A 22,391-nucleotide genomic window follows, 5' to 3' on the forward strand; every position below is an offset into this window, starting at 1 on the left:
ATGTCTTTGTTGCGCCAGAATGGCCGTAGGGCGTTTGGGCGGGATGTCGGGTTTTGAAAGCCGCTGCGCGGCGGGGAGATGGCGGGGAAGTTTGGGCAAGCGGACGTTGCTCTCTCGTTATATCAAATCAGATCACCTCTTATCTCGTGTAGAAGGTCCGCAACTTCTCCATTCGTAGATGCAATGAGGACATCACCGTTTTGGCCTCTGTAAATCAAATCTAAGCGCTCATTTTCATGGTTATGCACAATTGACCGCGAACCATCTAAGAGGCAATACACTCCAAATAGGGCCGTGGCCGCAGTCTGCACAATAACGTCGCGCACGGCCGATTTCCCAGCCTCATCAAGTTCATTGAACCATTTCGATAGCCGCATGCTATGTTCGGGTGGCTTACGGCCTGAGGGCTTATGCAACTGAGACAGCACATCATCGATGGCTGACCGCCCCGCTAAATGATCGACAAGATCAACAAATTCTGTCGCCTTCATGGGAAAGTTCCTTCAATCCCACATGGCATGATTACACAAGTTTGGGCAACCACCCTTTCCGACTATGTCTCCCAAAATCGCGCCTGCGACGTTCGCAACAGCACCGTGTCCGGAACGGCGCTTTTCGTCGAAAATGGTGGATAGCTGTCCTTCCGCGCTCTCATGTACGAAGGACGGCTATCGGCCCTCTCGCGTGACAGTCGCTGCGGCGGGAAAGTTAGGGGGAGCGGACGTATGGCGCGATGGAGTTGGTCTAAATCAACACCGAACAGCAATGTCATGATCGACACTAATTAGGCCATCTCGTCTTTTGGCGACGTGAATTTTCCGAATCTCTGGCTGGCGAAGGCGGCGCATCGGGCCTTCTCCGCCTGCATCATAATTTGAACGAAGTATTTTTACTGTCAGGATATCGCCAGACAAACTCCACACGCCATCTTCCATATCCCCACCATACCGGCCGTCGGGTAGAAAATCTGATATGAAATCAGACCGACAGGCCTCGGACTTTGTGTTGCCATGCAGCACTGCCCAGCGGCCAACGAGCTCACGCGGTGAAACTAACGCGGGCAGAACTCGGCTACGGCCCGGACTAAACAAGCCAAGCACAACAAAAGTGAACAATGAAAACTTGATGCCGCGGAAGTTCATCCGGAAATCGTAAAGCGCATCTCAAATGTCCGCAATAGCACCGCGTCCGGACCGCCTGCTTTTCTTCCCGCGAAGCGGCATAACAGCCATTCCCCCCCACCCCCAAACGCAACACCGGCCCTCCCACGCCCCATTGTCGGGATTGCAAAGGGCCCCCGCCCTTTGCCCGCCGGAGGCACCCTTACCTTTTAACACCCCCCTTGCGCGCCGCACGGACCGCCCGCAGCGAGACCCCCGCCTCCACCCCCGGATGGAGGAACTTGGGCCGCCAGACCCGCTGGGAGAGGTAGATGCCGTTGTGGCCGGAGCAGGCATAGGCGGCATAGCAGGCAAGCGCGATGGGCAGGATCGGCCCCGGCCCGAAGAGTTCGAGGCCCATGAGGATGCAGGCGAGCGGGGTGTTGGCGGCGCCGGCAAAGACCGCGACGAAGCCGAGGCCCGCAAAGAGATCGACCGGCCCGCCCAGCACGCCCGATAGCGCATTGCCCAGCCCCGCGCCGATGAAGAACAGGGGCGTGACCTCGCCGCCCTTGAAGCCGCTGGACAGGGTGATGGTGGTAAAGAGCATTTTGAGCGCCCAGCTCCAGCCGTCGACCGGGCCGGTGAAGAAGCCGGGGATCGTGGGCGCGTGGGGGTCGGCCGACCATACGCCAAGGCCCAGATAGGCCCGCGTACCCAGCGCATAGGTCAGCGCGATCAGCACCAGAGCGCCGATGAAGGGCCGCGCCGGGCCATAGGGCACCCTCGCCTTGAACCACCCGCCCAGCCCATGATTGGCCTCGGCAAAGGCGAGGCTGACAAGGCCGCAGAGCGCGCCTGCGATGATGGCCTTGATCAGCAGCAGCCCATCCCAGCCCCCGGCATAATGGATCGCGTAGGGCGTATGGTGGATGCCCCATGCCTGACAGGCCCAGTCGCCCGCATAGCCCGCAATCACGCAGGCCAGCAGGCCCGGCAGATGGACCCTCCCGATGGCCAGCACCTCAAGCGCAAAGACCGCGCCCGCCAGAGGCGTGCCGAACACCGCGCCAAAGCCCGCCGCGATCCCGGCCTTGAGCAGGATCTGGACCCCGGCCTCGTCCAGCCGTGCGATCCGCGCCGCCGCGCTGGCGATGCTGCCGCCCAGTTGCACCGCCGTGCCCTCGCGCCCGGCCGAACCGCCGAAAAGATGCGTGGCCACCGTGCCGATGAACACCAGCGGCGCCATGCGCAAAGGCACCCCGCCGCCCGGCTCGTGGATTTCATCAAGGATCAGATTGTTGCCGCCTTCGACGCTTTGTCCGACGCGGTGATAGAGCCAGCCGATCCCCGCCCCGCCCGGCGGCAGCAGAAACAGCAGCCAGGGATGGTCGAAACGCGCCCGCGTGACGGCATCAAGGCTCCACAGGAATGCGGCGCAGAGCGTGCCGACCACGCAGGCCATCGCCAGCAGGACCGGCAGCAGAACGATCAGACGGGAGAAGATAGCGCGCATAATTCCACCTTGTTGCCAAACCAGCGAAAGGTAGGAATCATCAGCCCGAAACCGGGCGGTTCGGCCCAAAGGCCCGGCGGAAATCCATCGCCTTGGGCGCGGCTTTGGCCCAAACGCGGCCCTGCGTCAAGATGAGGCGTCAGGGCCGCGCCGCCGGCGCCCCGCTTCAGCGCCCCCTTTAACGCATCGCCTTGACGTCCTCGGCTTTGACCGTGCCCTTGAACCTGTTGCCGAAATGGCTGCGCACATAATTGACCACATCGGCCACCTGTTGGTCGGTCAGCATCGCGCCGATGGGCGGCATGCCGTTCAGCCCCTTGACCACCACCATCGCCGGATAGGCGCCAATCGCCAGTTTGGGATTGCCCGCCAGCGCAGGGTAACGCCCCGCGCCCTCGGCCCCCTTGGCGTCCGGCATATGACAGGCGGCGCAGACGCGGGTGAAGATCTGCTCGCCGGTGGCCGGACCCAGCATGCGCGCGCCAAAGGCCGCATCGCCCGCCGAAGCAGCAGCCGCGGGGCGGGCGGGGGCCTGAGCCTGTGCGACCGACGACGCCCCGATCAGGGCCATGCTCAAGATCAGTTTCTTCATGTGTCTCACCCCGCGATAACCCGTTGATGCAGCCGCGTGATCGCGTCGATTGCCGAGGTGATACCCCCCTCCTGCCAGCCGCCGTAATAGGAGGCATGTTCGCCCGCCAGCAGGATGCGCCCGTCAAACTTGCACAGGTTCTTGTAATGCTCGGCGCGCGTTTGCTCGGTCCACGAACCGAAACAGCCCAGCGTGAAGGGCACCCGGTGCCATGCCACCGACACGCCGTTCATGAACTCGCCCCTGTATTGCGGGTGGATCTGCGAACCCCATTCGAGCACCTTTTCGACGCGCTGCGCCGGGGTGCTGGCGGTCAGCTCATAGCCCGCCGCCCCGCCGACATAGCAGCCCAGAAGCACGCCCGGCCCCTTGTCGCCATAGCGGGTGGAAGGATAGGAGATCTGGCTCATCGGCAGGTCGGTATAGGTGATGCCGCCATAGATCTGGTCGTCCTGCTCCCAGAAGCGACGCTTGAATTCCAGACCTACCTTGACGCTGGTGCTGTAGGGCACGGCGCGGATCGCGGCGTCCAGTTCAGGGCTGACATTCATCTCGATCTGGGCCAACACCGGCAGGGGGATCGTGCAGAGGCAATAATCCGCCGCCGCCTTCATCACCGCGCCGCTTTTCGTGTCCTTGTAGGTGACGGTGACGCCCCGTTCATCCTGATGGATCGCGGTCACCTTGCTGTTCTTGCGCACCATATGGCCCACGGCGCGCTCGAAACCCTTGGCCACCTGCCCCATGCCGCCCACCGGCTGGAAGATGGTGGAGAGGTGATCCCATTGCAGATTACCGCCGATGGAGCGCCAGAGGCCCGAACGCAGCAGCGTCTGGACATCAATCGGATCGGAGGGTTCGGGAACGGCCGAAAGGCCCCCACCCGGCTCCTTGTCATAGCCGCGCCGCCCGCTGCTGGCCGCGCCTTTCACATAGCGCATGTTGCGATCGAGCGCCCCCCATGAACGCAGCGCCTCGAGCAGGATCTCGCCATCTTCCTTGCTGACGGTCTGGGCCAAGGCCCCGGCATTGACCGATTTGGCCAGCAATTCGCCGACATGGCCGTAAAAGTCCGCCTGAATATGGCGATAGCGCTGAGGCTTTCCGCCAAATGCCTTGGTGTTGTGGACATAGGCGTTGTAATTGACCTGCATGAAGGGTTCGAGCGCGACGCCCAGTTCATGGCAGTAATGGATCAACCCATGGTGGTGCCATGGAATGCGCCAGGGGCCGGGGTTGATGTAATTGCCCGGCGCGAACTGGCAGGTCTGCGTCGCACCGCCCAGTTCGGTATAGGTGTCGCCGCCCTGCAAGGTCCATGAACGCCCGCCCACGCGGTCATTATATTCCAGCACCTGCACCTTGTAGCCTGCGCGCGACAGTTCGAGCGCGGCGGTCATCCCCGCCACGCCCGCGCCAAGGATCAGCACGCTTGCGCCCTTGTTGTCGCCCTCCAGTTTGGGCGGGCCTTGGAAATTGGACGCCTTGGCCTGATCCATGCTGGACATGGCCATATACATCGCCGAAGCGCCCGCCGCCGTGCCGATCATCGAGAGCAGATCGCGCTTGGTCATGGGCATAATGGGTTCGTTCATCGCGGCGCCCCCTTATGCCGCCAGAGCGCGCTGGTGCAGGCGCGTGATCGCGTCCAGCGAGGAGAGCAGCGCGCCCTCCATCCAGCAGCCGTAATAGGAGGCATGTTCGCCCGCCAGAACGATGCGCCCGTCCATCGAGACGAGGTTCTGGTAATGGGTCGCGCGGCTCTCCTCGGTCCACATGCCGCAACAGCCGAGGATCCACGGCATCCGGCTCCACGCCACCGAGGCGCCGTTCATGAATTCGCGGCGATATTCTTCGGGGTGGAACACGGACCCTTGCGCCAACGCGGCCTCTATCCGCTTTTCCGGCGTCATGCCCGCCAGCATGTATCCGCCCGCGCCATTGGCGAACGCGCCCAGCAGCACGGCGGGCTTGTCCTTGAAGAAGTCGAAATTGGGATAGGAAATCAGCCCGATCGCCTGATCGGTGAAGCTGTGGCCGCCATAGATCGAATATTTCTCTTCCCAGAAGCGGCTCTTCATTTCCAGACCGATCTTGACCTGACCGCTGTAGGGAATGGCCTTGATCGCGGCCTTTTTGGCGTCCGACACCTGAATGTCCAATTGGGCAAGGATCGTAGCGGGCAAGGTGCAGACCATATAATCCGCCGTCGCCACGCCCGTCTTGCCCGTCACCGTGTCGGTCCAAGTGGCGGCGACGCCCTTGTCGTCCTGCTTAATGGCCGTGACCTTGGTGTTCAGGCGGACCAGCTTGGCGATCTGCTTGTAGAAACCTTTGCCGATCATATCCATGCCGCCCTTGGGCTGGAACATGGTGGTCTGCATCACATAGTTGAAATAGAAGCTCATCTGCGTCCAGACATGGCTGGAGAGCACATCGGACAGGCTGTTGATCTTGGACGGCGTGGGCGCGCCATTGACCCCGCCGCCCGGCGCGCGGTCATAGCCGCGGCGGCTGGAGACATGCAGGTCGCTGGTAAATTTGAGATCGCCGTCGAGCGCCCCCCATTCCCGCAAGGCCGCGATCAGCTTTTCCTTGTCCTCCTTGCTGACCGCGCTGTCCAAGGCCCCGGCGTTGAGCGATTTGCCCAAGAGTTCGGAGACATGGCCGGTGAAATCAACGGCAAGTTCCTTATACCGCTGCGGCTTGCCGCCAAAGGCATCCTTGCGGTGAACCATGGCATTGTGGTTGAGCTGGATGAAAGGCTCCAGTTCCACGCCAAACGCCTTGCAGTAATGCAGCAGCGTGCGGTGGTGATGCGGGATGCGCCACGGGCCGGGGTTGAGGTAATTGCCCGGCTGATAGGCGACATTCTGCGTCGCGCCGCCCACCTCGACGATCTTGTCGCCGCCGCGCACCGAATAATTGCGGCCGCCGGGCCGGTCCTGATATTCCAGAACCTGAACCTTATAGCCCGCCTTGGTCAGCTCATAGGCCGCCAGCATGCCCGCCAGCCCCGCGCCCAGCACCAGCACGCTGGCCCCGGCGCGCGCACCCGACAGCGCGGGCGGGCCGGAAAACTGCGTTTCGGCCGCATGGCCCAGCGCCGTCATCGCCTGATACATGGCAAGGCCGCCGCCTGCGCGGCCGATCATGGAGAGCAGGTCGCGGCGGGTCTGGGGCGAAAGATCGCTGATCATGATGCGTCCTCTTTGTGCGAAAATGGCAGGCGCCTGGGCCGCCGGATTATTGCCCGCAGGCGTTGAGACAGTCGCGCTTGGGCGCAGGGCCGGTGGCCACACGCTTCACATCGGCAACGGTCACGATGTCGTGGTAATCGTTGAAATGGCCGCGCACGTAATTGACGACAGCCGCCATCTGTTCAGGCGTCAGGATCTCGGTGAACCACGGCATCCCGCCGCGTCCTTTCAGCAGCAGCGTGATGGCATAATCCTTGTCCGCCAGTTTGGGATTGCCCGCCAGCGCCGGGATCGCGGCGCCCGCGCCGCCCCCACCCTTGGCGTCGGCCATATGGCAGGCCTGACAGATTTCCTCGTAAACCTGCCTGCCCTCGGTCGAGATCTGGACATTGGTGGTGCCGCCCGCGGTATCCTGCGCGCCCGCCGGGGCAAAGCCCGCCACGCCCAGCGGCAGACATGCCGCCAGCGCCAAAAGCCCCCGGATTTTCGTCCGACGGCGTTTTGTTGCCCCCGACGCCCTGTTTACAGCGTCATCATTCGCGGCCCCCGCCGCCCCATCCTGTTTCCAAGCGCCCATGGCCGCGAATGTGCCATTTTCCGCGCCGCCTCCTATGCCGCTTATTGCGTATGGCAATAAGCGGCCCGTCCATGTTGATTAGGGCCTAACCTTGGGCCTGCGACAGCACCAGCCGCATGGCCTCGATCGCCCGCTGGCGCTCGGCCTGCCCCTTGATATGGCTCAGTTCATCCTTCAGCGTGGCGGCAAAGGCGGCATAGTCATTCTGCCAGTCATGGCCCATCGCCTGCTGAATATCGGTGCGCCCGGTGGTCAGCCGTTTGGCCGGGGCGCCGGGCGCCAGCCCATAGGTTTCGCCCAGCGCCGGGCGGATGATCGAAAGGCCCGCATCCTCCTGCTGCATCAGCGCGGCCAGCGCCTCGATCCCTTCCGGCTCGCCATGCGAGAGGATCAGGCTGCCCCAGACGGGCTTGCGCGCGCGGATCCATGCGGCCAATTCGCTCTGGTCGGCATGGGCCGAATAGGTGTCGATGCGGCGGATGCGGGCATGGACCGACACCTCATTGCCCGAAATGCGCACGCGCGGCGCGCCTTCCAAAATGACCCGGCCCAGCGATCCGGCCGCCTGAAAGCCCACGAACAGCACCGTGGATTCGCGGCGGCACAGATTGTGTTTGAGATGGTGGCGGATGCGCCCCGCCTCGCACATGCCGCTGGCCGCCATGATGATCGCCCCCGAAATCGTGTTCAAGCGCATCGAATCGGCCGGGTCCTCGACATAATGGACCGAGGGGTGGCGGGCGATGTCGATGCCGTCGAGGTCTTCGAGTTCATCAGCATGGGCGGCAAAGACGCGGGTGGCACGGCTGGCCAGCGGGCTGTCGACAAAGACCGGCACGCCGGGAATGCGGTTGGCCTGCGCCAGATGGATGATGTCGATCAGCAGTTCCTGCGTGCGCTCCAGCGCAAAGACCGGGATCACCAGATTGCCGCCGCGCACCAGAGCCGCCTTGATTTCCGCCTCCAGCGCATCGCGGCGCTGGGCGATGGTGATATGGTCGCGCGTGCGATTGCCATAGGTGCTTTCGCAGACCACATAATCAAGATCGCAAGGCCCTTGCGCATCGGGCTGCAATTCCTTGTTTTCCGGGCCGATATCGCCCGAACAGAGCAGGCGTACGCCCGCCGCCTCGATTTCGGCCGAGGCGCTGCCCAGAATATGCCCCGCAGGCCACAGGCGGGCGCGAAAACCGGGGGCCGGTTCAAACCATGTGTCCAAAGGCACAGGCCGCGCCGCGCGCCATGCCGCCAACCCGTCGCGCTCGGTATAGAGCGGTTCGAAATGGGCCGCGCCGCGCCGGTCGGGGCGGCGGTTGCGGCGGGTGGCGTCGCCTTCCTGAATGCGCCCGGCATCGGCCAGCATATATTCGAGCAGGTCGGCCGTGGGCCGCGTGCACCAGATCGGCCCCTGCCACCCCATCGCCATCAGCCGGGGCAACAGTCCGCAATGGTCGATATGCGCATGGGTCAGCACCACGGCGGCAATATCGGAAGGATCAAAACCCAATTGCCCGTGGTTAAGCGTTTCGAGCGTCCGGCTGCCCTGAAACAGCCCGCAATCGACAAGGATGTGCTTGCCCCCCTCTCCACGCGCCAGTTCCATGCAGGAGCCGGTCACGGTCTGGGCCGCGCCGTGAAAGGTGATCGAAAGCGGGGGCTGCGCTGTCATATGTCATCCTCGGTTATGTTTTGCCAAAAGGTTAGGCGCGAGGGACGCGCCCGGCAAGCCGGGATGTGGCGGCAGATCTAAGGCGATGTCTTTGCGCTGGATCTAAAGTCGGGCCTCTGTCGTAATGTGGAGTTATAGCGATATTGAGGGAAAGGTGCCTCCGGCGGGCAAAGGGACTCGGTCCCTTTGCAATCCCATTATGGGGTGGTGCTTTACCGGGCAGAACGCGCTTTTCCGCGAAGCGGTTTAATAGCCTGCGGCGCGGCCACCTCCCCCAACGTCGAACCCATGGCGCAACACGGACAGTATCGGGATTGCAAAGGGCCCCCGCCCTTTGCCCGCCGGAGGCAAAACTCCCTATCCCATCACAACCAGACCTTTATCCCCAACACCACACCAGCAGACGATGCCGATTTCCCCTCGGCGCGAACATAATCGGCGGTGCGGCCAAGGGATGAGGTCCACAGCACGCCGACATAGGGCGCGAATTGGCGTGTGAATTCATAGCGCAACCGCGCACCGACTTCGATGCTGGTCAGCCCGCTGCCCAGTTCGCGGTCGCGCTGATCCTGCACCGAAAAGTTCACTTCGCCGCGCGGCTGGAGGACGAGGCGGCGGGTGATGCGTTCATCGACGGCGGCCTCGATGCGGCCCGTCAGTTCGCCGCGCTGCGAGAGGAACAGTGCGCCCTGAATGTCGAAGCGATAAGGCGAGAGGCCGTCGATGGCCAGCATCGCATGGGTGCGCTGGGGTCCGGGGCCGAAATCCTGACGCACCCCCCCGCGCAGGTTCCACCATGGGCCGAGCGCGCGGGCATAAAGCGCCTGCACCTCGCCCTCCTTGAAGCGGCCCTTTTCGGCGCCCCTGTCCCCGCTACTGCCGAAATCCCCCTCGCCGCGCGTGGCGACGACGAAGCGGTTGACGTTGCCCGTCCATGCCTCGCCCTCGAAATGATAGCCCTTGTCCGCTCCGGTCACGCGCACTTCGGCCAGATCGGCGCGGATCTGGCTGTAGGTCAGGTTGCCATGCCCGTTCATCATCACCGCTTCGGCCCGCGCCATGGCGGCGGGGTCGTAATAGCGGTCGGCCAGCCGGTCATGCGCGGGCGCGGGCGCAGGCGCGCTGCCGGGGCTTTGGTCGGTGCCGGTCTCCTGCGCGTGCAGGCCAGTTGCAAACAGGGGCATGGCGGAAAGCGCGAGCGCGAGGCTCAGAAAATACCGCATCTTCATGCCCCCCGCACCTTGACCACGCGCATCATCCCCATCGCCATATGCAGGAACAGATGGCAATGCATCGGCCAGTCGCCCTCGATCGCGGTCACGTCGAAGCTCACCTTTCCTCCGGGCTGGACAATGACGGTATGTTTGCGCGGGGAACGGTCGCCATGGCCGGTCACCAGTTCGAAAATATGGCCGTGCAGATGGATCGGATGGCCCATCATCGTGTCGTTGATCAGCGTGATGCGCAGCCGCTCGCCGGTCGTCCATGTGACCGGATGATGCGCCTCGCTCATCGTCACGCCGTCAAAGGACCAGAGATAGCGATCCATCGATCCGGTCAGATGCATCTCGATCTCGCGCTGGGGGGCGCGGGGGTCGGGGTTCTGCTCGGGCGCGACCAGATCGCGATAGGTCAGCACGCGGTGGCCGATTTTATCCAGACCCAGCCCCGGATCACCGGTGCGGTCCACCGGCATGGGCGCGATCATATCCACCCCCGGCCCCAATTTGACATCGGGCGCATTGGCCTGACTGCGCATCGACATGTCCATGCCGCCCCCACCATGCGACATGTCCATGTCCATCCCCATGTCGCGCATGGTCAGCCGAACCGGCGCGCGCAGAGGCGGCACGGGCGCGGCGAGGCCCGGGCGCGGGGTCAGCGTGGCCCGCGCCATGCCCGAACGGTCCATCGCCTCGGCGGCCACCGTATAGGCGCGATCCTGCGGGGTGATGAGCACGTCATAGGTCTCGCCCGGCCCCATCTGGAATTCATCGACCTCCACCGGCACGATGGGCTGGCCATCGGCGGCGATCACCTTCATCGCCAGATCGGGGATGCGGACGTTGAAAAACGTCATGCTGCCCGCATTGATGAAGCGCAGGCGGGTGGGCGCGCCGGGCGTGATCGGGGCGGTGAAATTATCGGCCATGCCGCGCCCGTTGATGAGGTATCGGAACACCTTGCCCGTCACGTCGGAAATATCGGCCGGGTCCATCCGCATCCTGGCAAATTCAAGGCGGGTCTTCAGCGGCTGATCCTTGCCTGCGATCAATCCGGCCAGCGTTTGCGGATAGCGCGCATAATGGCCCGGATCGACCTTCAGCTTGCGCAGGATGCCGGCCGGATGAACATAGCTGTGGTCGGACAGGACCATGACGTGATCATGCGCGGGGGGCGCGGGATCGGCCTGTGCAGGTTCGATCACAATCGAGCCATAGCAGCCCATCATCTCCTGAAGCCCCGAATGGCTGTGATACCAATAGGTGCCGTGCTGGGTAATGGTGAATTCATAGGTGAAGCGGCCCAGCGCCGGGATGCCCGGAAAAGACACGCCCGGCACGCCGTCCATCTGAAACGGCAATTCCAGCCCGTGCCAGTGGATCGAGCTGTCCTCGTTCAGTTCGTTGATGACCGTGATGCGCAGCTTCTGCCCCTGACGCAGGCGCAGGGTCGGACCGGGGACGCCGCCGTTGATCGCCACCGCGCGCGCGGGGCGGCCATCGACCTGAATGATCGTCTGGCCAATGGTCAGGGTGATCTCCTCACCCGCCAGTTCGCGCGCGCCCGGCATGGACGCCGCATGCGCCGTGGAGGCAAAACCGGCCCAGAGCGTGGTCAGAGCGGCGGCGCCCTGCAACAACTGTCGGCGGTGAAACTGGATAGCGGGCATCGGCGGATCATTCCTGCGCAAAGGGATTTACCCTTCATACGCAGCCTTTGGCCCCGCCCCTCGCATGGAGCGATATTTTTTTCCCGCCGCGATCTGCCCTATCCCGCGCCGTCCGCATGGCGCCGGGCCTGCGCGCAACCCCCGTTCCGTTCTCAGCCACCGCCCAGCAGGCTGTCGCGCAGCGCCCGGATATTGGGGGCGTGCCGGGCCGATGGTCTGGTCAGCACCCGAATGCCGATGGGAGGAATGGGGCAAAGCAAGTCAAGCCTGACCAGACCTTGCGCCTCCTCGTCCACTGTGTCCTCGAACAGGCAGACCCATGCCGGCCCGCGCCGCACATTGTTGAACAGCAACGGCAGGGCATCGGTCTCCATCAGGATCTTCTCCGCCCTTGCGCCGATCATCGCCAGCGCCTGATCGCAAAGCCCGCGCTGGGCATGGGCGTATCAGGCGCGCATGTGGCCATCACGCTGTTTGGGGTGATCTTCTATCCGCAGCGCCTGCTCTCCAGCTATATCGGCGTGTTGATCGCGGTGACGCGCATCGGGGCGATTGCCGGGCCTTTGGCCGGGGGATGGCTGCTGGGCGTGGACAGCGGCGTCGGCTCGTTTCTGAGCGGCACGATGCTGGGGGTGGGCCTGTGCCTGCTGTGGGTTCTGGCCATTGCGCATTTCGGCCAAAGGCGGGAGGAAAATCAGCCCGCCCCCCTGCCCGCCTGAACCGCCAACAGGCGAATGGTGGCGAACAGTTCACGCTGCGCTTGCGGGTCGAGCGGGGCCAGCATCTCCTCATCGGCCCTGCGCAGCGCGTCAAGCATGGCATCCAGCACTTCACTCCCCGCCGCCGTCAGGGTCAGGGCATGGGCGCGCGGATCGGCGGCAGGCTCGCGCGAGACAAGCCCAAGGGCTTCAAGCGCATTGACCATTTTCATCGCGCTGGCCCGGTTGATCGAGAGCGCTTCGCCCAGCGCCGTTTGCGTGCAACCCGTATGCGCGGCAATCACCAGCAGCGCCGTGACCCGCGCGGGCGTCATGCCAAAGGCCTCCAGCGCCAGACGGGCGCGGCGATCCGCCTCCAGATGCAGCAGGCGCAGTTGATAGCCGAATGAATTTTCCAGATCCTGCATCCCGTTCCCGACCTTTCGCGCCCCAACGCATCCCTTGGGCCAAGATCGCCCCCAAAGATCACCCATTGCGCCAATTGTATCCTTAGCATACATTATCCCGGTCAGCCGCACAATCGCTCCGCGCGGGGCGCAGAATCAAAAAGCGGGCAATGGAGAGACCCCATGGACAAGACCTTCAAACTTCTGATCAACGGCCGACAGGTCGCGGGCGCCGCCACATTCGACGTGCTCAATCCCGCCACCGAGGAAGTGGTCGCCGTCTGCCCCAAGGCCGACCGCGCCCAGCTTGACGAGGCGGTGGCCGCGGCCAAGGCGGCCTTTCCGGCATGGTCGGCGCGCAGCTATGAGGATCGTGCGGCCTATGTCCTGCGGCTGGCCGATGCGCTGATGGAGCGCAAGGATGAATTCGCCCGCCTGTTGACCGCCGAACAGGGCAAGCCCCTGCATCAGGCCGAATATGAGATCATCGGCTCGACCTTTGTCCTGCGTGCCTTTGCCGACATGCGCGCGCCCGAAAAGATCATGCGTCAGGATGGCGGCAACACCGTGATCGAGCATCGCACCCCGCTGGGCGTGGTGGCGGCGATCACGCCCTGGAATTTCCCCGTCATCCTGCTGATGAACAAGCTGGGCCCCTGTCTGGTCACCGGCAATTGCATGGTGGCCAAGCCCGCGCCCACCACGCCGCTCACCACCCTGCTCTTTGCCGAACTGGCCGCCGACATCCTGCCCGCCGGGGTGTTCAACGTGATCTGCGACCAGAACGAGCTGGGCAGCGCGCTGACCTCGCATCCCGATATCGCCAAGATCGCCTTTACCGGATCGACCGGCACCGGCAGCAAGGTGATGGCTTCGGCCGCCGATGGCATCAAGCGCGTGACGCTCGAACTGGGCGGCAATGACGCGGCCATCGTGATGGGCGATGTGCCGCCCGATGTGGCCGCCGCCAAGGTGTTTCAGGGCGCGATGATGAACGCCGGCCAGATCTGCGTGGCGATCAAGCGGGCCTATGTCCATGAATCGATCTATGAGGAATTCTGCGCCTCCATCGCCAAGCTGGCCCAGGCCGCCGTGGTGGATGACGGCACCAAGCAGGGCGTGACCATCGGCCCGGTGCAGAACCGGATGCAATATGAAAAGGTCAAGGGCCTGCTGGAGGATGCCGTGGCGCAGGGGCGCGTTTTGGCGGGCGGCCAATTGCCCGACCGTCCGGGCTATTTCATTCCGCCCACGATCATTGCCGATCTGCCCGATGATGCGCCGCTGGTGCGCGAGGAACAGTTCGGGCCGGTGCTGCCCGTGCTCAAGTTCTCCGAGGTGGACGATGTGGTCGCCCGCGCCAATGATTCCGAATATGGCCTTGCGGGCACGGTGTGGAGCCGCGACACGCAGGCCGCGATGGACATTGCCCGCCGCGTCGATGCGGGCACGGTCTGGGTGAACCAGCACCTTGCCATCGACGCCACGCTGCCCTTCCGCGGATCGAAGAAATCCGGCCTTGGCGCCGAACTGGGTCAGGCGGGGCTGCATGAATACACGCAGGCCCATATCATCAATGCGGTCGAACTGGCGCTGGATTGAGGCGCAACGGGCTGATGGCCTAACCGCCGAGCGTTCTGACGGTCTTGCGCAGAAAGGCAATGGACCGCAGAACGCCCGGATCGGTGAAATGGCGGGCCAGAACCATATAGCGGTGGCTGGACGGCATGCGCAGCGGCATCCAGCCACCTGCGCAAGTGGACGGCGTGCAGCAATTGCCGCTGGACGGCAATTCGATGGCCTATACGTTCGTTCAGCCCAAGTCCCCCAGCCGCCACCGCGAGCAATATTTCGAGATGCTGGGCAGCCGCGCCTATTACAAGGACGGCTGGATGGCGAGCACCGATGTCCCGTGGGACCCGTGGGGGGCGAACAAGACCAACCCCAACACGTTGAACTGGGAACTCTATGACCTGAACAAGGACCCGTCGCAGACCGAGAATGTGGCCGCGAAATATCCGGCCAAGCTGGCCGAACTGAAGGCCGATTTCGACGGGGCGGCCAGCATTCTTGCACCAAGGCCGTGATGTTGCCCGGCAAACCGCACGATTTGCCGGGCAACCTGTAAGACGTGGAACAAGGCCATGCCTGCGCCCGTTTCGGGGCATCTCAATTAAGAACGATCATCCCCCTATAGCTGCCGGGTTTGACCGCCACGGCCTTTCCGTTGACCGTCATGATCAGCTTGCCCTCGGCCGATTCCAGCCTTGCGCCGGCTGCGATGTCCAGCGCGCCCAGATAGGAACGTCCGGTCACAATCCAGCGCGATCCGGCGCCAAGCGTCACCTTGACGCCCTTGCTCCCAGCCACGAAGCCGGCTGTGTTGATAACGTGCCCGATCTCTGTGTAAGTTGCGCGGGTTGGCTCGCGGCCTTGCGCCGGGGCAACCGTGGAGGAAGAGATCCGCCCCCTGACCTCGGCATTTTCAAAGTCCAGAATGAGGGCGCTGTCCTTTGGCCGCGCATTGTAGAAGTCTCCGGCCAGCGAAGTGTTGCGAAAGGTCGCCGCCACATCCGGATTGGTCGTGGGGCCCTTTTTGTCGCCCGCATCGGCCACGCCGGGGGGCGGGGCGTCCATGCCTTCGGGGATCTGGCCGTTCATCATCGCCTTCATGAAAGGATCGTCATTGTCCATGGATTGCAGGATGATGCCATTGCCCGCCTGCACCTTTGCGCCATCGACGACAATGGTCGTGCCGATGCCCTTGACCTGAATGGCGGTTTCCCCGGCGCGCAGCAGGCTGCCCTTGTCGATCGTCAGCGTGCCGCCGCCCGCGCCCGAATGCATCATCACGCCCAGACGCCCGGCCTCAACCTGCGTGCCCTCGCTGAAATGAATGCTGCCCTGTGCGGCCATGATGCAGCCGATGTCGGCGGCGCGGATGATCGAATGGGTGAAACTGTCGATACTGTCGCCGATGGAATAGCAGCCATAGCCGCTTTCGACCGCTTCGATCAGGCTGTCGTTGACATACATGCGCACGCGGATGCTGTCATCGGTGGAGACCGCGCCCCAGCCTTGCGCGCGGATATGCGATCGGTTGTAATAGACCGTGCCGTAATCGACCAGATTGGTGGCGCGCACATTGCCCGAAAGGCCCAGCATCCAGGGCACTTCCATCATCTTACCCATATCGACGGTGAATTTGTAATTGGCGGGCAACGTGCCGTTCAACACCTCGATTTCCGCGTCATTGACATGGACCGTGGCCCGGCCGCCCACAAAGATGGCGGGGCGGATGGCGCCATGCGTGCGGATCACCGGGCGGTCAATGGTCAGATCGGCCTCGCCCATGGCGGTGATCGCCGCGCCGAAACCGGCAAAATCATTGCCGCCATTGCCGACAAGGTCAATCACCGGATGGTCGATGCGATAGGCGCCCTTGCCGGTCACCACGATGCCGTTGAACTTTTCCCCCTGCGAGGTGATGCGCGCATTGGCCAACACGCCCTGACCGATCACGGTAGAGGGCGAAAGCGCGGCCTGCACCGATTTGGTCGGAACCAGCGCGCCATCCTCGACAAAGGCGGCGGCGCGGAAATGATGCTCCATCACCTTGTGATAATTGACCGGAATGTCGTCCGTCACGCTCAGGACGACCTTGCCGGTGTAATGGCCGGGGATGATCGCCTGCTCCACGCCGTCAACGGTCAGAGTGAGCAATTTGCCCGCAGGCGCAGCCGGGATCTGGCCCGGTTCAATGGTCAGATCGCCAAAGCTGGTGGTGGCCGCGACCACGGCGGGGGCCGTTTCGGCATGAAGCGGGGCCGCCATGGCCAGCAGCGAGGCGCCCAGCAGGCCGCCGATTTTCGTGTGTTTGCGCATTGTCTGGCCTTTCAAAGATGGGTGATGATAAGCGTGCCGCCCGAAGGCAGCTTGCGATTGCCGTCAGGCAGGTTGCTGTCCTGAGTGTTGGCGGTGATGGTGATGCCCTCGCCCGCATCGATGGCGGACAGCGCGGCGCCGGGCGCCAGCGTGATCTGTGAGGGGCCCGTGGCGCGCCAATGGCTGGCCGCGTCGGCCTTGAACACGACATGGCGCAGCGCGCCGTCCAGCTTTGCCCCTTCCAGCGCCAGCGTCAGGCTACGGTCGCCATCGCTGCTGGCCACATCGCCCGTCTGGCTGGTCTTGCGCAGGGTCAGCACCACGCCGGGCACTTTGGCCCCGCCGGTTTTGGTGGCATTGGCATCGTCATTCTTCCGCAGATCCAGCAATTGCCCGCTGGCGCTGCTCAGCCTGCCGCCCTCGACGAGAATCGCCGCATTGGCGCTTTTGACCAGCAGCACCGGACCTGCGGTCTCCAGCGTGGTGTCGATCAGGTTGAGCGTGGCCACTTCGGCGGGATTGCCCATCACCGAATGGATCATCACCCCGACGCGGCCCACCTTGCCGCTCACGCGGTTCATGTCGATGCGCGCTTCGCCCGCGATGATGCCCCCTTCACCGCCGCTTTCCATCACCGTGCGGTTGAGCACGACATGGGCGCCGAAATCGGCATAGGCGGCATAGCCGCGCCGCTTGACGCGCAGGACACAGTCATTGGCCTCGACATAGAGGCTGTTGCCCGCCGCATCGGTCGAGAGCGCCCCCCAGCCATCGGCCTCGATCGTGGTGCGATAGAAATAGGCGTGCGCATTGCTCATCGCCAGAACCGTGCGCGCCGTGCCGTCAAGACCCAGCGGGGCGGGCGGCTCCATCATGCCCGGCCCGATATGGCGCACATAACCCTTGGGCAGCGGGCCGCCATGCGCGACAAGCCGCGAGTCATACACCCGCAGTGTGGCCCCTTCGGCCACGGCCAGCGCGGAGGCCACGGCGCCCGCGGTGGTGATGGCGGCATGATCGATCACCACCGAGGCCCTGTCGCGAACCAGAACGCCCGCGCCGATGGCCAGAAAATCGTTCTGCCCCGCGCCCTTCAGATCAATTTTGGCGTTTTTCAGCGTGAAGGCGCTGTGTCCGCCGCTGATGATCACGCCATTATAGCCGGCACGCGTGCTGGACAGCGCAAAGCCGTTCGACTGGGTGCCGTCGAGCGCGGCGCCGGGGCGCGGATGCACCAGCTTGCCCTCGCGCACCTCCAGAGCGGATCGGTACGGTGTTGCGGCCATGGTCGGCATCGCCGGGGGTGGGCCGCCGGGAGCCGCTCCGGGCGGCGGGGCGGGTTGGGCAAAAGCAAGCATCGGGCATAGCGCAAAGGCAAGCGCCCCAAGATGCGGGACGGGCTGTTTCGGGGGCATGGATGGGAACCTGTCTGAAAGGGGTTTTGGGGAAGCCGGAGCGCCGCGCGGGGCGCCCCGGCCACAAGCATGGCCGATCAGAATTTGACCGAAACGGTCACGCCATAGGTCTGCGGCGCCCCCACCGTCACATAGCCGACGAAATAGCCGGTCTTGACCGCCTTGTCGGTTATGTTCTTGATATAGGCGGTCACGCCATAGCGCTCGTTGGCCGATTTCCACGCCAGCGAGGCATCGAGCGTGGCATAGGCATCCTGGATCGCACCCGCCGTGTTGTTGGGCGCAACCATTTGCTTGGACACATAACGCAGATCCCCGCGCGCGGTGATCGTGCCATTATTGCCCATGTCGAACAGGTGCTGATAACCGCCCTTGATCGTCCATTCGGGCGCATGGGGCAGACGCTGGCCCCGGAAATTGACCGCCGTGAACGGATCGGCCGGGTGCAGGATCAGATCGCCTTCAATCCTGGAGGAAAGCCAGGTGACGCTGGCATTGAGCGTATCGGCCGAGGTGATGGCCGCCTGCGTGTCGAGTTCCAGACCATAATTCTTGGCATCGACATTGTAGAACACCAGATTGGCCCCGGTGGCGCCGATGAAGAAGTCAACCACCTGATAATTGCTGTAATCATAGTAGAATCCGCCCAGATTGAATTGCAGGCGGTTGTCAAAAAAGCGGTTCTTGATGCCCGCTTCATAGGCATGGAGCCGTTCGGGCAGGAAGGTCTTGCCGTCAAACGGGCTGACGCCGCCGGGACGGAAAGCGCTGGACGCGGTGAAATAGGCCAGAGAATGGGCGCCCACGTCATATTCCAGCCCGGCGCGATAATCGAAGAAACTGTTGCTCAGAGCGCCGCCCACGATGTTGCCCACCGCATCGGTGCCCTTGGCGCGGCGCTGGTCCCATGTTTCGCGCAGGCCGCCGATCAGGCGCAAGCCGTTGGCCACCGGCACGGTGACCTGCCCAAAGACCGCATTCGAGATGCCGCGATTATAGCTGAAGCCTGCGGTGCTGCCATAGGTCGTATTGTCCAGCGAATAGGTATATTGGCTGTAATCATAGTGATAAAGCCCGGCAATCCACTGCACACTGGACCCCGGCGCCGAGGCATAGCGCAATTCGCCGCTGTTCTGCTCGATATTGGCCGGATCGCGGCCATAGGTGCCGCGTCCGCCAAAGACGCCATTGTTCTGGCCGCTGCCCTTCTGATAGGCCGGGATGAAGGTCACAATGCCGGGGCCGACTTTCCAGTCGATCTGGCTCCACAGCTTGTAACCGAAATAATCCTGCCCACCGATGCCGGAATCGGCCGTGGTGTAATATTTGCCCGCGGCAAAATTGGCCACTTCAACGCCGCCGCCGCCATGGCCCTTGAGCCAGGCCCCTTCAAAGCCGGTCAAGACCGAGAGATCCTCGCTCGGCTTCCACAACAGCTTGGCGCGCACGCCCGCGCCCTTCTGGTCGGAATGGCCATTGTTGAGATAGCCGTCGCGCGTAATGCCGGTGCCTGAAACGCGCAGCGCCAATGTCTCGCCCACGGGCAGATTGATCGCGGCCTCGCCGCGCAGCAGGCCGTAATTGCCAAGCCCCGCGCTGACCGCCAGCGAGGTTTTGCCCAATTGCGGGTTTGCGCTGATCATGTTGACCACGCCGCCCGTGGCGTTGCGGCCATAAAGCGTCGATTGCGGACCGCGCAGGACCTCGACACGCTCCAGATCGTAAAAGCCCAGCGTATTGGCTTCGGCGCGGATCGAATAGACACCGTCAAAATTGGTCGAGACCGAGCTTTCCCCCACGCCCGGCGGCGTGTCGGTGCCAAGGCCGCGAATGGCGATCACCTGTCCGCGCGCGGCCCCCTGCACCTCCACGCCCGCCACATTCTTGAGCACATCTTCGGCGGTGGACTGCGCAAGGCGGGAAACAGCATCGCCATTCACCACCGAAATGGCGATGGGCGTCTTTTGCAGCGTGGAAACCGTCTTCTGGGCGGTCACGATGATTTCGGACAGGCTTGCCTTGTCGCTCTTGCCGCTCCCGGCATCGGCTTCCGCCGCCCTTGCAGGCGCGGCCAGCGCGGCGAGGCACATCATCGATATGCCGCAGGCATGGACTGAATATTTCATACATCCTCCCTCTCTTTTTGATCTGTTTTCCGGCCATATTTTGCCGGGCATCCCCGGGGCCGGCATCACCAGGCCGTGGCCCCGCCATCGATGGAAATATCGGCGCCCGTGACATACCGGGCCTCGTCGCTGGCCAGCCAGATCGCGCCAAAGGCGATGTCGGCCGGTTCGCCCAGCAGTTTGACCATGTTCTTGGCCAGCACCTGTTCTTTCAGCGCCGGGTCCAGCGCCAGATGCCGGTCGGTCGCGGCGGTGCGGATGAAACCGGGCGAAATCGTGTTGACGCGAATGCCGTGCGGCGCGCCTTCCATGGCCAACTGGCGCGTCATGGCCAGCACGCCCCCCTTGCCCGCGCAATGGGCCAGCGCGGGCGAGCCTTCGAGCGCATGATAGGCATTGGCGCTGGCGAAATTGATGACGCTGGCCCTGCCGCTGGATTTCAGATGGGGCCATGCCGCGCGGGTGGGCAGGAACACGATGTCCAGTTCACTGGCCAGCGTCTTTTTCCAATCCGCATAGCTCAACTCCTCGATCCAGCCGAACACGGCAAAGGCAGCGGCATTGACCAGAATGTCGATCGCCCCATGCTGCTCCGCGATCCGGGCGAACAGAGCCTCCACGGCCGCCTCGTCGGTCAGGTCGCAGGCCATGTCCGCATGGTCGAGATCCACGCCGATGACATGGGCCCCTTCGCGCCGGAAAGCCTGCGCCACACCCGCGCCGATACCATGGGCCGCGCCCGTCACGACGGCCAGCTTGTTGGCGAGCCGCTCAGCCATGGAAGGTCACCGAAACAGGGGCCGCTTCGTCCGGGCGGCTGATCCGCCGGGCCACGACCAGCACCACGACCAGCCCGCCCAGCGCCGCGCCCGACAGCGTCGAAAAGGCGTTCTGCAGGCCGCCCGTCTGTGTCGAGGCGAAAGTGACGACCACAGGGCTGAGAAACTGGCCCAGCGCAAAGGCGCTTTGCCACATGCCCGCCCCGCGCCCGCGGATCTCGAAGGCCAGCAGGCTCATGGCCCATACCAGCAAGGTGGGCAGCAGCAGGCCCGCGCCAAGCTGGTTGACGAAACAGCCCAGCACAAAGGCCTGTGTGCCATGCGCCCGGCCCATCAGCAGGAACCCGATGGCCAACAGGCCGAATTCGAGCAAAAGAAGCTGTTGCACCGGACGACGGCCGATCCGCGAATAGACAAAGGTGCCCAGCGGAACGCCGATGCTGGCGATCGAGGTCAGGAAACCGGCCCGTGCCGGATCGGTCACGCCCAGCAGCGCCAGACCGCTCGCCGCCTGAATCTGAACCGTGTAGAAGAAAATCGCGCCATAGATGGTGACGCCAAGAATTACCGCCATGCGCGCCCATGGAAAGCCCGCCCATCCGGCATTGCGCGGGGCGCTCTTTGCGTCATCGCTGCCTTCGGCCTGCCCGATGTCGCCCTTAGGCTCCCACGTGAAGAGCAGCACCAGCGTGAGCATGAGCAACGCGGAGAGATACACCCAAAAAGGCGTGCGCCAGCCAAAGCTGCCCAATTGACCGCCGATGTTGAAAAACAGCAAGGCCGACATCGAGGCGAAAGCGGTCTGCGCGGCCAGCCATTTGTCGCGCGCGGCACCGTGGAAATAATCCCCGATCATCGTGGTGGAGAGCACCATGATGAGCGCCTCGGCCAGACCCACGCCGACGCGGCTGATGAGGATTGCGGTCAGGTCATGCAGGAAAACCGGCGCCACCCCCACGATCGCATAGGCAACAAAAGAGGCGATGAGCAGCCGCCGACGCCCGAAACGGTCCCCCAGCGCCCCGGCCAGCGTCGAGAAGAGGGCAATGCAAAGCGCCGGGATCGTCAGGATCATCGGCACCCAGTACTCATGGCCGGCAACGCCCGAAAATTCGGCGATGATCCGGGGCAGAACCGGCGCCAGCAGGACAATCGCCATGGTCGATAGCGTGATGGGCAAAAGCAGGGCGACGCCTGTCATCGTGCCCGGTTTATGATGGTGGGTCATGGGTATTCCTTGGAAATAGCGAAAGCATGGACGGAAAGCGGCGACCGCAAAGCACATGCCGCGGCCGCCGCCCGGCTCATCCGGTTCGGGATCTTGAGGAGATCACGTGTGCAGCAACCGGACGAAACAGCGCTTTGAGACCGTCGGGGATGGGCTTGAAAAGGGGATGGCTCGGACTGCAATCGCTCCCACAACAGAGCGAAAGAAAACCACCATCCTCATCCTGATTCACATTCTCCCATATCTATTTCGGCCAATTTCCTTTGATCCTGGGGCAAAAACAAATCCAAAATGGCAATGGGAGCC

General features: G+C 63.7%; 20 protein-coding genes and 1 riboswitch. Of the genes, 3 read left to right on the forward strand and 17 right to left on the reverse strand.

Annotated elements, in window-relative coordinates:
* Nucleotides 1-122: 122 nt before the first annotated feature.
* From PQ457_RS11695 to PQ457_RS11745, 11 genes are all read right to left on the reverse strand, one after another.
* Nucleotides 123-491 (reverse strand): hypothetical protein, encoded by a 369-nt coding sequence (locus PQ457_RS11695; RefSeq protein ID WP_273617010.1) that lies wholly within the window; start codon nucleotides 489-491, stop codon nucleotides 123-125.
* Nucleotides 492-749: 258 nt separating this feature from the next.
* On the reverse strand, nucleotides 750-1,142 hold the full coding sequence (locus PQ457_RS11700; protein ID WP_273617011.1) for a hypothetical protein: 393 nt from the start codon (nucleotides 1,140-1,142) through the stop codon (nucleotides 750-752).
* 181 nt (nucleotides 1,143-1,323) lie between these two features.
* Nucleotides 1,324-2,616 carry a chloride channel protein gene (locus PQ457_RS11705; RefSeq protein ID WP_273617012.1) on the reverse strand — a complete coding sequence of 431 codons (1,293 nt, stop codon included), beginning with the start codon at nucleotides 2,614-2,616 and terminating at the stop codon, nucleotides 1,324-1,326.
* Between the two features lie 24 nt (nucleotides 2,617-2,640).
* A riboswitch (Fluoride riboswitch) is annotated at nucleotides 2,641-2,717 on the reverse strand.
* A gap of 77 nt (nucleotides 2,718-2,794) precedes the next feature.
* Nucleotides 2,795-3,208, reverse strand: a complete 414-nt coding sequence (locus PQ457_RS11710; RefSeq protein WP_273617013.1) for a c-type cytochrome — start codon at nucleotides 3,206-3,208, stop codon at nucleotides 2,795-2,797.
* A gap of 5 nt (nucleotides 3,209-3,213) precedes the next feature.
* A complete protein-coding gene (locus tag PQ457_RS11715) occupies nucleotides 3,214-4,803 on the reverse strand; it encodes a flavin monoamine oxidase family protein (RefSeq protein ID WP_273617014.1) in 1,590 nt (529 codons plus the stop codon).
* A 12-nt stretch (nucleotides 4,804-4,815) separates the two neighbouring features.
* Nucleotides 4,816-6,408, reverse strand: a complete 1,593-nt coding sequence (locus tag PQ457_RS11720; RefSeq protein ID WP_273617015.1) for a flavin monoamine oxidase family protein — start codon at nucleotides 6,406-6,408, stop codon at nucleotides 4,816-4,818.
* 46 nt (nucleotides 6,409-6,454) lie between these two features.
* Nucleotides 6,455-6,880: a c-type cytochrome gene (locus PQ457_RS11725; RefSeq protein WP_273617016.1), complete on the reverse strand. Its 426-nt coding sequence runs from the start codon at nucleotides 6,878-6,880 to the stop codon at nucleotides 6,455-6,457.
* A 190-nt stretch (nucleotides 6,881-7,070) separates the two neighbouring features.
* Nucleotides 7,071-8,654, reverse strand: a complete 1,584-nt coding sequence (locus tag PQ457_RS11730) for an MBL fold metallo-hydrolase (RefSeq protein WP_273617017.1) — start codon at nucleotides 8,652-8,654, stop codon at nucleotides 7,071-7,073.
* A 365-nt stretch (nucleotides 8,655-9,019) separates the two neighbouring features.
* Nucleotides 9,020-9,883, reverse strand: a complete 864-nt coding sequence (locus tag PQ457_RS11735) for a copper resistance protein B (RefSeq protein WP_273617018.1) — start codon at nucleotides 9,881-9,883, stop codon at nucleotides 9,020-9,022.
* A complete protein-coding gene (locus PQ457_RS11740) occupies nucleotides 9,880-11,547 on the reverse strand; it encodes a multicopper oxidase domain-containing protein (RefSeq protein ID WP_273617019.1) in 1,668 nt (555 codons plus the stop codon). The genes PQ457_RS11735 and PQ457_RS11740 overlap by 4 nt, the downstream gene beginning before the upstream one ends.
* Before the next feature lie 152 nt (nucleotides 11,548-11,699).
* Nucleotides 11,700-11,951, reverse strand: coding sequence for a hypothetical protein (locus PQ457_RS11745; protein ID WP_273617020.1), 252 nt, complete (start codon nucleotides 11,949-11,951; stop codon nucleotides 11,700-11,702).
* 33 nt (nucleotides 11,952-11,984) lie between these two features.
* On the opposite strand from PQ457_RS11745, the gene PQ457_RS11750 reads away from it, so the two are divergent.
* Nucleotides 11,985-12,266, forward strand: a complete 282-nt coding sequence (locus tag PQ457_RS11750; RefSeq protein ID WP_273617021.1) for an MFS transporter — start codon at nucleotides 11,985-11,987, stop codon at nucleotides 12,264-12,266.
* Here PQ457_RS11750 and PQ457_RS11755 read toward each other — a convergent pair.
* On the reverse strand, nucleotides 12,242-12,673 hold the full coding sequence (locus PQ457_RS11755; RefSeq protein WP_273617022.1) for a MarR family winged helix-turn-helix transcriptional regulator: 432 nt from the start codon (nucleotides 12,671-12,673) through the stop codon (nucleotides 12,242-12,244). The genes PQ457_RS11750 and PQ457_RS11755 overlap by 25 nt on opposite strands.
* A 162-nt stretch (nucleotides 12,674-12,835) precedes the next feature.
* On the opposite strand from PQ457_RS11755, the gene PQ457_RS11760 reads away from it, so the two are divergent.
* Nucleotides 12,836-14,254 carry an aldehyde dehydrogenase family protein gene (locus PQ457_RS11760; protein WP_273617023.1) on the forward strand — a complete coding sequence of 473 codons (1,419 nt, stop codon included), beginning with the start codon at nucleotides 12,836-12,838 and terminating at the stop codon, nucleotides 14,252-14,254.
* A gap of 125 nt (nucleotides 14,255-14,379) precedes the next feature.
* A complete protein-coding gene (locus tag PQ457_RS11765) occupies nucleotides 14,380-14,739 on the forward strand; it encodes an alkaline phosphatase family protein (RefSeq protein WP_273617024.1) in 360 nt (119 codons plus the stop codon).
* 82 nt (nucleotides 14,740-14,821) lie between these two features.
* Here the strand turns inward: PQ457_RS11765 and PQ457_RS11770 are convergent, their stop codons facing one another.
* The 5 genes from PQ457_RS11770 to PQ457_RS11790 form a co-directional block, all read right to left on the reverse strand.
* Nucleotides 14,822-16,537 carry a hypothetical protein gene (locus PQ457_RS11770; RefSeq protein WP_273617025.1) on the reverse strand — a complete coding sequence of 572 codons (1,716 nt, stop codon included), beginning with the start codon at nucleotides 16,535-16,537 and terminating at the stop codon, nucleotides 14,822-14,824.
* 11 nt (nucleotides 16,538-16,548) lie between these two features.
* Nucleotides 16,549-17,823: a hypothetical protein gene (locus PQ457_RS11775; RefSeq protein WP_273617026.1), complete on the reverse strand. Its 1,275-nt coding sequence runs from the start codon at nucleotides 17,821-17,823 to the stop codon at nucleotides 16,549-16,551.
* 206 nt (nucleotides 17,824-18,029) lie between these two features.
* Entirely contained in the window at nucleotides 18,030-20,078 is a 2,049-nt protein-coding gene (locus tag PQ457_RS11780) for a TonB-dependent receptor (protein ID WP_273617027.1), read from the reverse strand.
* Between the two features lie 65 nt (nucleotides 20,079-20,143).
* Nucleotides 20,144-20,857: an SDR family NAD(P)-dependent oxidoreductase gene (locus tag PQ457_RS11785; protein ID WP_273617028.1), complete on the reverse strand. Its 714-nt coding sequence runs from the start codon at nucleotides 20,855-20,857 to the stop codon at nucleotides 20,144-20,146.
* A complete protein-coding gene (locus tag PQ457_RS11790) occupies nucleotides 20,850-22,085 on the reverse strand; it encodes an MFS transporter (protein ID WP_273617029.1) in 1,236 nt (411 codons plus the stop codon). Before PQ457_RS11790 ends, PQ457_RS11785 begins: the two co-directional genes overlap by 8 nt.
* Nucleotides 22,086-22,391: the final 306 nt, after the last annotated feature.

The sequence above is a fragment of the Novosphingobium humi genome, from assembly GCF_028607105.1.
In the GTDB taxonomy this organism is placed as follows: domain Bacteria; phylum Pseudomonadota; class Alphaproteobacteria; order Sphingomonadales; family Sphingomonadaceae; genus Novosphingobium; species Novosphingobium humi.